The 15,595-nt window shown below is 52.5% G+C and carries 14 protein-coding genes; 10 read left to right on the forward strand and 4 right to left on the reverse strand.

Translation table 11 applies throughout. From position 1 onward, the window contains the following. Positions 1-5 precede the first annotated feature (5 nt). On the forward strand, positions 6-677 hold the full coding sequence (locus tag EDM59_RS21260) for an aspartate/glutamate racemase family protein (protein WP_183192995.1): 672 nt from the start codon (positions 6-8) through the stop codon (positions 675-677). A gap of 95 nt (positions 678-772) precedes the next feature. On the opposite strand, the gene EDM59_RS21265 is transcribed toward EDM59_RS21260, so the two are convergent. Beyond that, the gene (locus tag EDM59_RS21265) at positions 773-1,966 is read right to left on the reverse strand and encodes an MFS transporter (protein ID WP_122925456.1); all 1,194 of its coding nucleotides are present in this window, start codon (positions 1,964-1,966) and stop codon (positions 773-775) included. Positions 1,967-2,073: 107 nt separating this feature from the next. Here EDM59_RS21265 and EDM59_RS21270 point away from each other — a divergent pair, with 107 nt between their 5' ends. Genes EDM59_RS21270 through EDM59_RS21280 form a run of 3 tightly spaced genes read left to right on the forward strand, consistent with a single transcriptional unit; the run spans position 2,074 to position 3,701 of the window. Next, positions 2,074-3,024 carry a helix-turn-helix transcriptional regulator gene (locus EDM59_RS21270; RefSeq protein ID WP_122925457.1) on the forward strand — a complete coding sequence of 317 codons (951 nt, stop codon included), beginning with the start codon at positions 2,074-2,076 and terminating at the stop codon, positions 3,022-3,024. Then, entirely contained in the window at positions 2,993-3,379 is a 387-nt protein-coding gene (locus EDM59_RS21275) for a MarR family winged helix-turn-helix transcriptional regulator (RefSeq protein ID WP_425456014.1), read from the forward strand. The genes EDM59_RS21270 and EDM59_RS21275 overlap by 32 nt, the downstream gene beginning before the upstream one ends. Then, positions 3,363-3,701, forward strand: a complete 339-nt coding sequence (locus EDM59_RS21280; protein ID WP_122925459.1) for a DUF3147 family protein — start codon at positions 3,363-3,365, stop codon at positions 3,699-3,701. The genes EDM59_RS21275 and EDM59_RS21280 overlap by 17 nt, the downstream gene beginning before the upstream one ends. A gap of 69 nt (positions 3,702-3,770) precedes the next feature. On the opposite strand, the gene acnA is transcribed toward EDM59_RS21280, so the two are convergent. The 3 genes from acnA to EDM59_RS21295 all read right to left on the reverse strand — a co-directional run bounded on the left by acnA (position 3,771) and on the right by EDM59_RS21295 (position 8,449). Beyond that, complete coding sequence (acnA, locus tag EDM59_RS21285; RefSeq protein ID WP_122925509.1) at positions 3,771-6,482, reverse strand: aconitate hydratase AcnA; 2,712 nt, start codon at positions 6,480-6,482, stop codon at positions 3,771-3,773. A gap of 107 nt (positions 6,483-6,589) precedes the next feature. Beyond that, complete coding sequence (locus EDM59_RS21290; protein WP_122925460.1) at positions 6,590-7,477, reverse strand: LysR family transcriptional regulator; 888 nt, start codon at positions 7,475-7,477, stop codon at positions 6,590-6,592. A gap of 63 nt (positions 7,478-7,540) precedes the next feature. Next, positions 7,541-8,449, reverse strand: a complete 909-nt coding sequence (locus EDM59_RS21295; RefSeq protein WP_122925461.1) for a LysR family transcriptional regulator — start codon at positions 8,447-8,449, stop codon at positions 7,541-7,543. 214 nt (positions 8,450-8,663) lie between these two features. On the opposite strand from EDM59_RS21295, the gene EDM59_RS21300 reads away from it, so the two are divergent. From EDM59_RS21300 to EDM59_RS21325, 6 genes are all read left to right on the forward strand, one after another. Beyond that, positions 8,664-10,010 carry a M20/M25/M40 family metallo-hydrolase gene (locus EDM59_RS21300; RefSeq protein WP_122925462.1) on the forward strand — a complete coding sequence of 449 codons (1,347 nt, stop codon included), beginning with the start codon at positions 8,664-8,666 and terminating at the stop codon, positions 10,008-10,010. 62 nt (positions 10,011-10,072) lie between these two features. After that, a complete protein-coding gene (locus EDM59_RS21305) occupies positions 10,073-11,653 on the forward strand; it encodes an ABC transporter substrate-binding protein (RefSeq protein WP_122925463.1) in 1,581 nt (526 codons plus the stop codon). Positions 11,654-11,683: 30 nt separating this feature from the next. Then, on the forward strand, positions 11,684-12,643 hold the full coding sequence (locus EDM59_RS21310; protein ID WP_425456013.1) for an ABC transporter permease: 960 nt from the start codon (positions 11,684-11,686) through the stop codon (positions 12,641-12,643). A 12-nt stretch (positions 12,644-12,655) separates the two neighbouring features. Further along, the gene (locus EDM59_RS21315) at positions 12,656-13,585 is read left to right on the forward strand and encodes an ABC transporter permease (protein ID WP_122925464.1); all 930 of its coding nucleotides are present in this window, start codon (positions 12,656-12,658) and stop codon (positions 13,583-13,585) included. Positions 13,586-13,600: 15 nt separating this feature from the next. Further along, positions 13,601-14,563 carry an ABC transporter ATP-binding protein gene (locus EDM59_RS21320; RefSeq protein ID WP_122925465.1) on the forward strand — a complete coding sequence of 321 codons (963 nt, stop codon included), beginning with the start codon at positions 13,601-13,603 and terminating at the stop codon, positions 14,561-14,563. Positions 14,564-14,577: 14 nt separating this feature from the next. After that, positions 14,578-15,564, forward strand: a complete 987-nt coding sequence (locus tag EDM59_RS21325; protein ID WP_122925466.1) for an ABC transporter ATP-binding protein — start codon at positions 14,578-14,580, stop codon at positions 15,562-15,564. Positions 15,565-15,595 lie beyond the last annotated feature (31 nt).

Below are 15,595 nucleotides of genomic sequence, written 5' to 3' on the forward strand. Positions count from 1 at the left end.
GTTCTATGAAAACAAGGATCGGTTTGGTCCATGCGACGATGAATTCGGTTTCGCCTATGCTAGAAGCCTTTCACACCCATTATCCCGAAGCGGAGCTGGTCAATCTGATGGATGAAGGCTTGCTGCTGGCGGTGAATGAGCAAGGAGGCATCACTCCTGAAATCCTGCAGCGTTTTGAAGACCTCGTCCAAAAGGCGGTCGATTCCGGCACGGACGGAGTGCTGCTCTCATGCTCCGTTTTTTCTCCGTATGTTCCTGATATCCAAAAGAAGTATGCGATACCGATTTTGAGTGTCGACGAGGCGATGCTTGCGCGTGCGGTTCTTTTAGGGGAGCGTATTGGGGTTGTCGCGACGGTGGTAACGGCTGGTCCCACCACAAAAGGGCTGCTGGAACAGTTTGCCCAGGCGAGTGGAAAGGCCGTCCAGGTCGATGTGGAGATTGTGCCAAAAGCTTTCGAAGCGCTAAAAAAGGGCGATCTAGAGCAGCATAACCGCTTGATTCAGGAGCGGGCAAAAAAGCTTGCTGAAAACGCAGACGTCCTCGTTTTGGCGCAAATTTCCATGGCCCGAGCGGCTGCGCAATTGAAAGAGATCGGCATCCCGGTCCTGACAAGTCCGTTGACCAGCACCAGCTCTATCATGGAGCAGATCCGGGCGAGAAAAGGGCTCGAATGAGCTGGACCAAGCGGTTTAGGAAGGGCATCGAAAGCAAAGGGAGCAGTTCTTTGGCAGACAGACCGCCGAGGAACTGCTCCGTTTCTTCGTCTAGATCAGGAAACCGAGGTCGCTTCTTTCCCTGTTCGCTCCTCGTTTTTTCGAAAAACGCCCCCGTACAAAAACATGGCAAGGGAAAGTGCCAGACAAATAGCTGCGAATATTCCGATCGACGCATAGCCGCCGAGTTGGACATAGAGCAGGCCAGCTAACCACGCACCGAGCGTGTTTGCTGCATTCATCGTGGAGTTGGCGAGGCTGGAAATCGTCCCGCGGATGGAGGTGTTCAGCTCAGTAAGAGCCCCCATGACAAGCGGAAAAATGATCCCGAGCGTCGCAAAAATGATCAGGTAGAGGATGGCAACGACAGATAGACTCGTCAGCTGAGGCAATAGAACGTACAAGAGGACGAGCAAAGACATGCTTGCCGTGATCGCTCTCATCGGTCCCAGTTTACGAGTCACAAAGCCGCTTACCATACTTCCCAGCAGCGTTCCGCAGCCAAAGCACATCATCACCGTTCCGATCTGCGCGATGGGAAGCTCGAAGCGGTCTGCCATCCATTTCCCCACGAAAGCGAAGGCGGTACCGCTTCCCAGATGGAGAAGCAGGTAGGCGAAGAAGCCACTTCTAGCCCTGCTGCTTGTGATCAGCGGAACATACCGGCTGAGAATGGATGCACGGCTGCTCCCCATGGGCACGGAGGGCTTCATGTCGGGAAGCAAAGAGAATGCGATAGCTGCCAAAAGCAAGGATAGGGCACCGATCGTCCAGAACGGAACGGACCAGTGAGCAGCTGCAAGCCAACTTCCGATGGGTACGCCGAGCGCTTGGGCAGCGGCGAGTCCGCCAAAGGCAATACCCATTGTTTTCGGGATGCTGGATGCGGGCAAGACCATGGGGATGGATGCCCAAACCTGGGGAGCCGTAAACGCAGCACTGACACCAGCCAAGAAGCGGAACAGACACATCGTCCAGAAGCTGTCGGCAAAGCCGCACAGAATCGTGGAGATAGAGAAGGCGAGCAGGCCGCTGAGCAGGACGGTTCTGCGGTTCCAGCCGTCTGACAGCGGTCCGGCGAACAAAGCAAAAATCGCGGAGCCTAGCGTGTAGCCGCCGATCATCCATCCGGCAATTCCCGTCGATACGCCGAATTGCGCTTGCAAGGTTGGAAGCATGGGGGAAACCAGAAATGTATCGGTGCCAATCATGAACATGATGAGAAAGAAAAGAGCGGTATATTTGCGCATGGTCGATCACTCCTCTTAAGGTAAGGTTGCTTGCTGAGTTCATCGTACGTCATAATGGTGACAGAATCTGTCATGGACTCAGCGATTTGTGAAAGGGGGCGGTGAGGATGCCCAAATCCAAGAGGCTGATGGAGCTGATGATGACCGTTAACAGGAAGCGGCGGTTCAAGGTGCAGGAGCTTGCCGATGAATTTGGCGTCTCCAAGCGGACGATTTTACGGGACTTGCAGGAGCTGAGCGAGCTGGGGGTGCCGCTTTATTCGGAAGTAGGTCCACATGGCGGCTATCAAGTGCTTCGGGAGAGAGTACTGCCCCCAATCGCGTTTACAGAGGAAGAAGCGGTATCGATGTTCTTTGCGGTGCACGCACTGCGCCATTACTCTTCCTTGCCTTTTGAAGCAGAATCTGCGTCGGCACTGAGCAAATTTTACCTGCATATGCCTGGTGACGTGCGGGATCGAATCGACAGCATGAAAAATCGGGTCGACTTCCTTACGCCGACAAGAAGGGGGGATGCGCCGTGCTTGGCCATACTTCTGGATGCGGCCGTCCATCAGAAGGTGCTCGTCGTGGAATACGAGTCGAAGGAGGAAGAGGCAAAGTGCCGCCAGATTCAGCCTGTGTGCATCTATGCGCACAATGGCTTCTGGTACTGTACGGCCTATTGTTTCCTGCGCCAGGGATATCGTGTGTTCCGGTGCGACCGCATTCGTGAAGCGGCATACGACACATCAGGAGCAGAACCGCTTCAGCTGGGAGATATTCGCTTTAGCAGACGGGATGCTGCGGAGCCTCGTGATCCGATTCGACTGCGGGCACAGCTGAGCCGAATCGGAGTCCAGCGCTGTGAAGCCGAGCTGTGGCTGGCCCCCATGCTGCAGGTTCACGCAGACGGTAGTGGTACGATCGATCGGGATGTGTCCCAGGGGGATATCCCCTTTTATACGGATTTTTTCATCGGGCTGGGAGAAGAGGCGATCTTGCTGGAGCCAGAGGAATTGAGGGAGGCCATACGCAGGAAGCTTGCTGAGATGCTGGAGCGATACAAAGGAATCTAAACGGAAGTCGTCACTAATCAGAAGGCACATCATGCAGATCATCGAAAAGGAAATCGAGGCCGGAATCAAGGATATTGCGGAAAAAATGGAGCTTTCGCATAATACCGCCTCGGAGCACGTCAAACGTTTGCTGGAAAAGGAGTACGTCTTTAAAACACGCAGCAAGGAGGATGAACGGAAAGTCATTCTTAAGCTGACTGATAGGGGGGCAGAAGTCTTGCATCGACATTCCAGTCTGGATGAAGAAAAGCTGGAGCAGCTCCTGTTCGAAAAAATGACGGAAGCAGAACGGCAATCCATTCTGGCCGCATTTGCTTTACTGAAAGAGAGGGCGCAGGATGTTTACGGTCATTAAAATAGTGGTATCTGCCATTATTATTTGGATGATCACAGAGGTGTCCCGCCGCTTTCCTGCTCAGGGCGGAGTCATCGCGGCTATGCCGATCATCAGCATTTTGAGCATCGTCTGGCTGTATGCACAGGGCGAGCAGACGGCGTCTTTGAGTAAATTTGCGTATGGTGTAGCGGGAGCGATTCCTTCTACGGTTGTCATGCTGTTGATTGTAGGATTTGCGCTGCAGCATTCGCTCCATCTGTTTGCTTCACTGGCATTGGGCATGGGGGGCTGGTTTGTGTTTTTCCTGCTGCAGGATATGGTCGTAAAGCATTTGATATGAGGAAACGAAGCAAGCAAAAGCAAAGAGCTCATGCACCCGCACGAGCTCTTTTTTCTATCCGGTATGCGCTCAATCGAGAACCAGTCTTCTGACTACCGTCTGCATGATCCCGCCGTTGCGATAGTACGCAATGTCCACGACATTATCCAAGCGCACGATGACGTCAAAGAGAAACGAGCTTTTGTCTGGGCGAGTGGCTTTTACTTGGATGGTCTGCCCCGGTTTGAGATCATTTTGCAAGCCGATGGTTTCAAGGCTCTCATGGCCTGTGATTCCGAGAGAGGCAGCGCTTGTCCCCGATACAAACTGCAGAGGGAGAATGCCCATTCCCACGAGGTTGCTGCGATGAATCCGTTCAAAGCTCTCTGCGATGATGAACTTCACACCGAGCAGATAAGGTCCTTTGGCAGCCCAGTCACGAGAGCTTCCTGTACCGTACTCCTTGCCTGCGATGATTGCCAAGGGGACGTCTTCTGCTTGATAGCGAACCGAGGCATCGTAGATGGTCATGACTTCCTCGCGCGGGAAGTAGGTAGTGACACCGCCCTCGGAGCCTGGTGCCAGCTTATTGCGAATACGTGGGTTGGCAAAAGCACCGCGCACCATGACAAGATGGTTGCCTCGGCGGGAAGGATACGAGTTGAAGTCTTCCACGCCTACACCCAAGGACTGCAAATAACGGCCTGCCGGGCTTTTCGGAAGAATGCTGCCGGAAGGAGAAGCGTGGTCCGTGGTGACGGAATCTCCCAGATAGGCGAGAACACGTGCGGACGTAATTTCCTGAATATCGGATACTTCGCTAGCCAAATCGGACAGAAACGGGGGCTGCTGGATATAAGTAGAGTCTGCATCCCATTCATAGAGCTGTCCTAGGGGAGGTGCGATGGCATTCCACTGCTCATTGGCAGAAAGGACGTTCTGGTAGCTTTTGCGGAAAAGCTCTGGGCGGACTGCATGGGCCATCCCCTCCCGAATCTCAGCAGCAGAGGGCCACAGGTCCTTTAAGAAAACCGGCTGTCCCTCCTGATCGTAACCGATGGGCTCAGTAGCAAAATCAATGGTTACGGTACCTGCCAAAGCATAGGCGACGACGAGCGGGGGAGAGGCTAAATAGTTGGCTTTGACCTGCGGGTGGATGCGCCCTTCAAAGTTGCGGTTGCCCGATAAAACGGCTGCCGTGACCAGATCATGCTCGACAATCGCCTGACTGACCTCTGCCGGCAGCGGGCCTGAGTTGCCGATACAGGTCGCGCATCCATATCCAGCGACATGAAAGCCGAGGGCCTCCAAGCTTTTGGAAAGACCTGACTCGTTCAAATAATCGGTAACGACCCGAGAACCGGGAGTCAGTGATGTTTTGACGTAGGCAGGTTTCTTCAGTCCCTTTTCCACAGCTTTTTTGGCGAGGAGCCCCGCACAAATCAAAACGCTCGGGTTGGACGTATTGGTGCAGCTCGTAATGGCAGCAAGCACGACAGCGCCATGGCGAAGGGCCGTTTTTTCCCCCGACGGATGTGTCAGGTGAGACGACTTGATCAGATCAGACTCGGACAGGCCGTACCCGCCTTGATCGATAGGTGCCCGGACGATTTCCTCAAAAGCTTGTTTCATAATGGAAAGCGGTACCTGGTCCTGTGGTCGTTTGGGGCCGGCCAGACTGGGAACCACCGTGGACAGGTCGAGCTCGATGACGTCTGTATATACCGGTTCCTCGCCGTTTTCCGATACAAACATGCCTTGTGCCCGGTAATAGGCTTCAATCAGGGCTACGTGCTCCTCGGTATGCCCGATCATTCGCAGGTAGTTCAAGGTCTCTGCATCGACGGGAAAATAGCCCATGGTCGCTCCGTATTCGGGTGCCATGTTTGCGATGGTGGCTCGATCGGCGAGGCTCATGGTGCTGACGCCAGGTCCGATGAACTCGACGAATTTACCTACGACACCTTTTTTTCGGAGGAGATGAGTGACGGTCAGAGCGAGATCGGTAGCCGTTGCCCCTTCTGGCAAAGAACCCGTGAGTCGAAAACCGACTACTTCCGGAGCGACGAAATACAAGGGCTGCCCAAGAATGGCCGCTTCTGCCTCAATCCCGCCGACCCCCCAGGCGACGATACCAAGGCCGTTGATCATCGTGGTATGAGAATCCGTACCGACGAGAGAATCGGGATAGAGAACCGTGACGCCGTCGACCTCTTTGGAAGCGACCACTGTCGAGAGGTACTCCATATTGATTTGGTGCATGATCCCGGATGCGGGCGGAATGATCCGTACATTTTGAAAAGCGTTCTGCACCCAGCGGAAAAAGCGGAAGCGTTCGAAATTGCGCTCGAATTCTTTTTGCTGGTTCAAGGCTAGTGCATCCGAAGTGCCAAAATAGTCGACCATGACGGAATGATCGACGACGAGATCGACCGGGATCAGTGGATTGACGCGAGAGGGGTCTCCACCGATGGTTTGCACGGTTTCACGCATGGCTGCAAGATCGACCAATGCGGGCAGACCTGTCGTGTCATGCAGCAGGACGCGAGTAGGCTTAAAAGGGACCTCTTCGTTCGGATCGCGCTCGATCGCACTGTTGGCGAGCTTGCGAACATGCTCTGCTGTAACAGTCACCCCGTCAAACTCGCGAACCGCTGCTTCCAAAAGGATCTTCATGCAGTAGGGAAGTGACGAGATCTTGCCCATTCCTGCTTCCTCAAGTGCCTGGATTCGATAGTATCTATAATCTTGGCCGTGGCCAGGAAAGGCAGTCGCTGCCGCCCGAATAGCCTGTTCTAGCATTTTCATACGAGTTCACCTCATCAGATGTGTAGCGAAGCACCTGTAGTATAGCGTGAGGAAGAAAACGTGAAAAATAAGAAAACCGCATGAACAGGCATAAGAATTTTTCATGATCCGCTTATTTCTTCTGAATCCTCGAAGTCGATGCCCTCCATAAACTGAACGAATGCTTTCACGACGTTTTTCTCCAGTGACTCTTCGTGATAGAACATCCATGTATTGCGCAAAACAGGTGTATTTTCCGAGGTGAGAAGCTCTCTTTTATAGAGATTCGGTGTATCGCTGACAAACATGGAAGGCAAAATAGCATATCCCAAGCCACTCCGCACCATTTCTTTGCAAGTATCGCCACGGTCTACCTTCATTGAAATGAGAGGCGACTTGGTGTAGTTCTCGGCCCACCAGTTGTCGACCAAGGCTTTGAACATCTGGTCCGTCTCATAATCGACTCTCGGCAGATCAGGCAATTGCGCGAGGTCAATCTCGGTTTTGGATACGAGCAAAACCTTTTCCACAAACAGCAGCCTCTTTTGATCCGGCCAGCTGTAATCTCCGCGGACGAAGCCGATATGCACATCGCGGTTGTAGACCTTATGCAGCACATCCTTGCTAAGACCCGTCTCCACTTGAAAATCAACCCGTGGGTATTGCTCATTGAAAAACTTTAAAAGAGTCGGGAGTTTATACTTGGCAAAGAAGTTCGAGACCCCCAGCCGCAAAGTCCCGGCCACACTTTGCTGGAGATTGGACACTTCCTCCTTAATTTCGCGAATCGTAGTGAGGAGCTGTCCTGCCCGTTTGGCCAGCAGCTCGCCCTCTGGAGTAAAGTGAACGCCTTTGATTCCTCTATTCACGATCTTTACGCCAAATTCGGCTTCGATCTGCATCAGCCGCTTCGTCAGGGCAGGCTGGGTCAAAAACAGGAGCTGCGCGGTCTTGGTAATGTTTTTTTGACTATGGAGGAGATGTAGTATCTGCCAATCGCGATCATCCATGAAAAGCGGCTCCTCTCTAGTGAATATTAGCTCTCTTCAGTCATTTCTTTGGGCGAGAGGTGCTTACGGGGATGGGGGAAAGCTCTGGGAGCGGACGAAGGAGACGAACTTATCGACGATGTTCAGCTGCATGGAGGATTCCTTGTATTGAAGCCAGGTTGTCCGCTTGATGGTTTCCCCGTTTTGGCGTAACAGCCTGATCTTTTGCAGATCGTCGCCTTCGTTGATGAACGTTTCGGGAATAAACGCATAGCCCAGATCATTGATCACCATTTCCTTGCAGATGTCGTAGCTGTCTACCATGACCGTCGTAAGCGGTGGGACACTGTATCTCTCGGCCCACCAGCTGCGCATGTTGTCTTTGACAGAGGTTTGGGGTCTGAACTTGCCGGGAACCGGCTGTTTAATGTTGTAGCTGTACTCGATTCTCTGCAGATTGGGCAATTCATCAAGGTCAATTTCATGCTTGGAGATCAGGCACAGATTCTCTTCCGTAATCGGATACTTGGGATCTGTCCATTTGTATTCGCCCCGAATGAAGGCGACATCGACGCTTTCCGTATCCAAAAGCTCCATGATTTTGGGGGAAGGGCCTGTATACACGTTGTAAATCACCTTGGGGTATAGCGTGACAAAGCTCTTCATGAGGGAAGGGAGATAATACCTGGCGAAAATACTGGCGGCTCCAATGCGCAGCGTCCCCTGTACATCCGAGGACATATTGGCGAGAGAGTCTTTCGCTACACGGTATTCCGCAAGCATTTTATTGGCAAAGGAAACGAGATACTCTCCCTGCGCGGTAAATTTAATGCGCTTTCCATTTTTGATCAGAATCTGCGTATCTAGTTCTTTTTCTAGCTGCTGGATCCGATAGGTGAGAGCCGGCTGCGTCATGAAGAGCCGCTCCGCTGCTTTCGTCAAATGCATCTCCTCGGCAATGTACCGAAGAATGGTAAAATCCTTTTCTTCCACGAGGGCACCTCTCTTCTAAGGGGAGGATTTTTTCTCTAAATTTTATGCGCTATGAAACAATTAAGCAATTCAGTCAATTCTCACTCTACCACAATTGATAAGAGTTTTTTTGGAACAACTCGCGAATTTATTAATTTTACCTATCATGAGTGGCATCATATAATCTTCAGTAATCAGAATTTACAAAATTATATCCACGAAGCTGGAGGCAGAAATGGAGCAAGTCTATCGCTATATTGATGAAAACAAAGAGATGTACGTACAGTGGCTGCAGGATTTATGCAAGCTCCCCAGTGTCTCCACGTGTGACCAATCGATGAAAGAAACCGCGGAGGTGGTTAAACAATACTTATCTGAAGCAGGGGTGCCTGCAGAGATCTTGGATATGCCCGGTCAACAGCCGGTGGTGTACGGTCAAACCTCTCGTGATAAGGAGAGCACGATTTCCTTTTACAATCACTACGACGTGCAGCCGGAGGACCCGATCGAGCTGTGGGAGAGCCCGCCATTCGCAGCGGAAATTCGCGAGGGCAAATTGATTGCGAGGGGCTCAGCTGACAACAAGGGTGCCTTGATGGCCCGGATCTGCGCCGTTCATGCCTATCAAAAAGTGTATGGAAGGCTGCCTGTGAACATCAAATTCCTGATAGAAGGGGAGGAGGAATCAGGCGGCAGTCGGCACATCAAGCATCTTGCAGCTACACAGCCCGAGCTTCTGCAGGCCGATCTGTGTATTTGGGAAAATGGCTTCGTCAATAACGATGGCAGCTTTGAGGTTAAGCTGGGCAACAAGGGTCTCCTCTTCGTGAAGCTGGTAGCAAAGGGAGCCAACACGGACCTGCATTCCTCCCAGGCGAGCATCATCGAAAATCCGGCTTGGCGGCTGGTTTGGGCGCTGAATACGCTGAAAAACGACCGCGATGAGGTTCTGATCGAGCATTTCTATGACAAAGTCGCCAAACCGACAGAGGGAGAAAAAGAGATTCTCGAGCAGATGGATCTCGAAGACGAGGAGATGCTGGCGCGTTTGGGTCTGGATCGCTTCATACGCGATCTGCGAGGGAATGAGCTGAGAGAAAAGCTGGTTTTTCAACCGACCTGCAATATCTGCGGGATTGAATCCGGCTATACAGGGAAAGGCTCCAAGACGGTACTCCCTTCAGAAGCGTGGGTGAAGATCGATTTCCGCCTCGTACCCAATCAGGTGCCAAAGGAAATTTTGCAGCATCTACGCAACCATTTGGATCGCCACGGCTTCCAGGATATCGAGATTATCGCCAACGAAGGAACGCAAGCTGCCAAGACAGATCCCGATCATCCTCTCGTAAAAAAGGTCATGCAAGCGGCTTCAAAAATGAAAGGAATTCCGCCGCGAGTCATCTTGATGAATCCAGGCTCGGGACCGATGTACGCGCTCTGTCAGCAGCTGGGGATCCCAGCAATCGGCTTCGGGGTAGGCAATCCGGATTCTCGTAAGCATGCGCCGAACGAAAATATTTTGATCAAAGATTATCTGGATGGAATCAAGATGGCGGCAACCGTGATACATGAGTGGGCCTAGCAGCCGATCAAGTCTGATTTATTAGCTGAATATTCGGTCTTTTATAAAAAGAGGGGGCAAGTATGAAAAATCAAATGTCGCGTTTCTTGTTGGCTTCCACGTTTGCTTTCACCCTGGTTTTGACGGGCTGTGGCTCGCAAACCTCCACTCCTGCACCGGGACAAAATGCAGCACCTGCAGCGTCCACCACGAATAACGCTACGGCGGAAAAAGTATTAACCATCGCGAACGGCAGTGACATGCTGAGCTTCGACATTCATGACCACAGCAGTGCCTCGACAGAAGCCATCCATGTGAATATCTTCAACTACCTGCTCAAGCACGACGCGGAAGGCAAGTTTGTTCCCGATCTGGCGGAATCCTGGGAAAACGTCAATCCAACCACATGGCGATTCAAGCTCCGTCAAGGCGTGAAGTTCCAAAACGGCGATCCGTTCACAGCTGCCGACGTCAAGTTCACGCTGGAGCGTGTGGCAAAAGACGAGAAGCTCTCTGAGCACTCCAATTACGATGAAATCCAAGAAGTGAAGGTCGTCGACGATCACACCGTAGATGTCATTACCAAAAATGCCGACCCGATTCTTCTCAATAGACTGTCCCGCAGTGGTTCCAGCATGCTTCCTTCCAAATACATCGCTGAAAAGGGCTGGGAAGAGTTCCTGAAAAATCCGGTAGGAACCGGACCGTACAAGTTCCAGGAGTGGAAGCGCGATGATCGCCTCGTCCTGACGAAAAACGATGGGTACTTCGGAGACATGCCGAAATGGGACAAAGTCATTTTCCGCGTAATCCAAGAAGATTCTACGCGGGTAGCGGAACTGATGACCGGTGGAATCGATGTCGCCCTGAACATTCCCCCAAGTGACGAAGAGCGCATCGAGAGCAATGAAGGGACAAGCGTGATTACAGGACCGAGTCAGCGCGTCATGACGATGGAAGTGCGAGTAACCCCAGGCAGAGTGACGGCGGATCCGCGTGTTCGTGAAGCGATTGACCTGGCGATCGATGAGAAAGCGATTATCGACAATCTGTACGCAGGTAAAGGAACACCGACACAAACCCGCGTGACACCAGGAAACTTCGGCGCGCATATCGGGCTGTACAACAAATACAACTACGATCCAGAACGCGCCAAACAGCTGTTGGCAGAAGCCGGATATGCAAACGGCGTGGACGTGACCTTCACAGCTCCGAGCGGACGCTACCTGAAGGATAAAGAAACAGCTGAGCTGGTTACCGCGATGCTGACAGAGGTAGGCTTTCGCGTGAAGCTCGAGCTGATGGAATGGAGCGCCTTCAACGAAAGACTGTCGGCGCGCAAAATGGACGAGCTGTTCATGGTCGCCTATGGAAACTCCATGTTTGACGCAGCGCTGGCGCTGGATCGCGTAACGCTTGCCAGAACGAAGGATCGTACGGATTACACGAATCCTGAGGTCGAGGCACTGTACAAAGCAGCGAGCCAAAATATGAATCCGACAGAAAGATTGAAGCAATTCGAGAAAATCCAGGAGATTGTTGCGAAAGAGCTTCCGCAAATTTACCTGCTGCAAATGGACTCTACCTACGGAGTGAACGATCGCATCGCCTATAAGCCTCGCGTAGACGAAATGCTGTATGTCGATGAAATAACGCTGAAATAAGAGGAAGGTTTCGGGGAAAAGGAGGCTTTCATGAGCTCCTTTTCCCTATTACATCATCGCGGAGGTGAAGTCGTGAGAAATTATCTAATCAAATCTGTGCTCCAGATCATTCCCGTGCTGCTCTTAATCTCTTTGATCGTTTTCATTCTGGTGCGTGTGACAGGCGATCCGGTCGCGCTCATGCTGCCAGAAACAGCATCCGATGAGGATCGAATGGTTCTCACGAGAGCGCTCGGACTGGACCAGCCAATCTACGTCCAATACATCAAATTCATGGGGGACCTGCTGCAGGGAGACTTCGGAACCTCGTATCGCTACAACCTCCCGGCGCTGCCGATCATTTTGGAGCGGCTGCCCGCGAGCTTCGAGCTTGCGATCGCTTCGATGATCATCGCGACGCTGATTTCCGTTCCGCTGGGGATATTATCCGCTGTGAAGCGCAATTCGTATCTGGATATCTTCATCACGGGTGCGTCTGCATTGGGAAAAGCCATTCCGCATTTCTGGCTGGGCATCATGCTGATCCTGCTGTTTGCCGTTCGGATGAAAATCGCGCCCGTATCCGGCAGAGGAACGTTTGAGCATTTGATTTTGCCGGCCTTGACCTTGGGTGTCGGGATCGCAGCGGAAACGACGAGGCTGATTCGCTCCAGCATGCTCGATATTTTGGGTCAGGATTACATTCGGACCGCGCGCAGCAAAGGCTTGATTGAAACCCTGGTCGTGTGCAAGCATGCCTTTCGCAACTCCTTGATCCCCGTTGTGACGATTATGGCCCTGCAATCCTCTGCCCTGATTGGGGGAGCCTTGATCTCTGAAACGATCTTTGCCTGGCCGGGGATGGGGCTGCTGATTGTCCAAGCGGTAAATGGCCGTGATATGGCGATCGTGCAGGCATCCATCTTTGTCGTCGCGTTCATCGTGATCTTGGGCAACCTGATCGCTGATATTTTGTACCGACTCCTGGATCCTCGCATCAAGTACAAGTAAAGGGGTGTAACTGTGACGACACCAATTCAAACTGAGACTGCACAAATCGTGACCGTTCGTGAGAGAAAAAAATCGGGAAGTCTAGCGCGCTTTTTTCGCCTGCTGTGGAAAAGCAAGGTGGGAACAATCGGCCTGCTGATCATGGCAGCGATTGTCTTCGTGGCTGTTTTTGCAGGAGCGATCGCCCCGCATGACCCTGTGAAAACGAATGTTTCCAAGCGCCTGCTCCCGCCGATGTGGCTGGAAAAGGGGAGCCCGGACTATCCGCTGGGCACGGACAATTTGGGGCGCGACGTTTTAAGCCGCATTATATACGGTTCACAGGTTTCCCTGATCGTAGGTATTTTCGCGGTCATGCTGGCAGGAGCGATCGGCGGCGTGCTGGGGCTGGTCTCCGGCTATTACGGCGGATGGATCGACGCCATCATCATGCGAACCGTCGATGCCTTTCTTGCCATACCGAGTATGCTGCTCATGCTGATCATCCTGTTTGTCATGGGGCCAAGCCTCGGAACACTGATCTTTACACTAGGGATCACCAACTGGGTCAAGTACGCCCGCATCATCCGCGGAGAAGTGCTCAGTATGAAGGAGCGCGACTTCGTAAAAGCCTCCCGCACAGTCGGGGCTAGTGATGCCCGCATTATTTTCACGCATATCCTGCCGAATGTGACCTCGTCCTTTATCGTCGTCTCTACGATTAGCGTCGCGGCAGCGATCATCTCGGAAGCCTCACTCAGCTTTCTGGGTCTAGGCGTCCAGCCCCCGACTGTTTCCTGGGGAGGCATGCTCAGTGATGGCAGGCAGTATCTGGCGACGAGCTGGTGGGTCGCTACCTTTCCTGGCATAGCCATTACCGTTACGGTGCTGGGAATCATCTTTTTGGGAGACTGGATCCGCGATGTACTCGATCCAAAAATGAAGGCAAAAGGCTCGAAATAGGGAGGGGGGAAACGAGTGCAGCACAAATTGTTGGAAGTCACCAACCTGCAGACACATTTTAAAACAGAAGATGGCGTCGTACCGTCTGTGAATGGCGTGTCGTTTTCCGTATCCAGAGGGGAGACGCTCGCGATCGTAGGGGAATCCGGCTGTGGAAAAAGCGTGACCTCGCTGTCTATTATGAGGCTGGTCGCGTCTCCCGGAGAGGTAGTCGGCGGAGAGATTCTGTTTGAAGGCCAGGATCTGTTGAAGCTGGGCAAAAAAGAGATGAGGAAACTGCGCGGGAACAAGATCTCGATGATTTTTCAGGAGCCGATGTCGTCGTTGAACCCCGTATTTACCATCGAAAATCAACTGGGTGAAGTATTTCGCATCCATGAAAGGCTGGATAAGAAGCAAGCGAGGCAAAAAAGCATCGCGATGCTGGAGAGAGTGGGCATACCCAATCCGGAGCGGGTCGTAGGCTATTTTCCGCATCAGCTGTCTGGCGGTATGCGGCAGCGGGTCATGATCGCGATGGCACTGGCGTGTAACCCGGCTCTGCTCATCGCAGACGAGCCGACGACAGCGCTGGACGTAACGATACAGGCACAAATTTTGGAATTAATGAAATCGCTGAACAAAGTGTATCAAACAGGGGTCATCCTCATCACGCATGACCTGGGAGTGGTGGCGGAGATGGCTGATCGGGTCGTCGTGATGTACGCCGGAGAAGTGGTGGAGGATGCTTCGGTTTTTGATTTATTCGCGAATCCACAGCATCCGTACACGACGGGACTCATGAAATCGCTGCCGAAAATGGATGAGCAGCTCGAGGAATTGGACTCGATTACCGGCTCTGTTCCGAATCCACTCGAGATGCCAAAGGGCTGTGCTTTCCACCCACGCTGCCCGAAGGCGACGGTCGAATGCACACAGATCAAGCCGCAGCTGGAAGAGTATCGTGCCAATCATCTGGTTCGCTGCTTGCATACATAGGGAGGTGATCGGCAATGGCGCTAGATACGGCTCCGTTATTGGAAGTCAAAGGATTGAAAAAATACTATCCCTTTAAAAAAGGGATGCTTTCCTCAGAAGTCGGCTATGTACGAGCAGTAGACGGTCTGGATTTTACCGTACAACAAGGCGAGACGCTAGGAATCGTGGGGGAGTCGGGCTGCGGAAAATCGACTGTTGGACAGCTGATCCTGCAGCTCTTGGAGCCAACCGAAGGAGAGATCTGGTTTCAGGGCAAGGACGTCTCGACCCTGGGGAAGTCCGAGCTGAAGCAGGCGCGGCGAAATTTGCAAATGATCTTTCAGGACCCATACTCCTCCTTGAATCCTCGCATGCGAGTCGAGGATATTGTGGGAGAACCTTTGAAAATCTTTGAACGGTACAGCAAAAAAGAGCGCAGAGAAAAGGTAGTGGAGCTGCTGCGGCTCGTCGGGCTGGATACGCACCATCTCTCCCGGCATCCGCATGAGTTCAGTGGCGGTCAGCGGCAACGCATCGGAATTGCCCGTGCCCTGGCTCTAAATCCAAAGATCATTGTCTGTGATGAAGCCGTATCGGCATTGGATGTATCGATTCAATCGCAAATATTGAATCTGCTCCGAAAGCTGCAAAACGAGCTGGGCCTGACGTACATTTTTATCGCCCATGGATTGCCGGCGGTCAAGCATATCAGTGATCGGATCGCCGTGATGTACCTGGGGAGAATCGTGGAGCTGGCGGATCGAGACACGCTGTTTGCCAGCCCCAAGCATCCGTACACCAAAGCTTTGCTATCTGCTGTACCGATTCCAGACCCGTTGCTGCGAAAGGAACGGATCATTTTACAGGGAGATTTACCGAATCCGGCGGCTCCACCGTCTGGCTGTCACTTTCATACGCGCTGTCCCTACGCCCAGCCTGTCTGCGAGACGAAGTCACCCGAGCTTATGGCATACGGAGGGGGGCAGGTAGCGGCCTGCCATTTCCCAATAGAAGCTGAATGATAGTCTTCATTCATCAACAAAGGAGAGAACC

Source organism: Brevibacillus nitrificans (assembly GCF_003710965.1).
Taxonomy (GTDB): Bacteria; Bacillota; Bacilli; order Brevibacillales; family Brevibacillaceae; genus Brevibacillus; species Brevibacillus centrosporus.

Excerpts from the sequence above, each read along its gene's own strand:
- EDM59_RS21260 (WP_183192995.1), top strand. The coding sequence starts at position 6 with ATGAAAACAAGGATCGGTTTGGTCCATGCGACGATGAATTCGGTTTCG.
- EDM59_RS21265 (WP_122925456.1), bottom strand. The coding sequence starts at position 1,966 with ATGCGCAAATATACCGCTCTTTTCTTTCTCATCATGTTCATGATTGGC.
- EDM59_RS21270 (WP_122925457.1), top strand. The coding sequence starts at position 2,074 with ATGCCCAAATCCAAGAGGCTGATGGAGCTGATGATGACCGTTAACAGG.
- EDM59_RS21280 (WP_122925459.1), top strand. The coding sequence starts at position 3,363 with ATGTTTACGGTCATTAAAATAGTGGTATCTGCCATTATTATTTGGATG.
- acnA (WP_122925509.1), bottom strand. The coding sequence starts at position 6,482 with ATGCTAGAACAGGCTATTCGGGCGGCAGCGACTGCCTTTCCTGGCCAC.
- EDM59_RS21290 (WP_122925460.1), bottom strand. The coding sequence starts at position 7,477 with ATGGATGATCGCGATTGGCAGATACTACATCTCCTCCATAGTCAAAAA.
- EDM59_RS21300 (WP_122925462.1), top strand. The coding sequence starts at position 8,664 with ATGGAGCAAGTCTATCGCTATATTGATGAAAACAAAGAGATGTACGTA.
- EDM59_RS21305 (WP_122925463.1), top strand. The coding sequence starts at position 10,073 with ATGAAAAATCAAATGTCGCGTTTCTTGTTGGCTTCCACGTTTGCTTTC.
- EDM59_RS21310 (WP_425456013.1), top strand. The coding sequence starts at position 11,684 with ATGAGCTCCTTTTCCCTATTACATCATCGCGGAGGTGAAGTCGTGAGA.
- EDM59_RS21325 (WP_122925466.1), top strand. The coding sequence starts at position 14,578 with ATGGCGCTAGATACGGCTCCGTTATTGGAAGTCAAAGGATTGAAAAAA.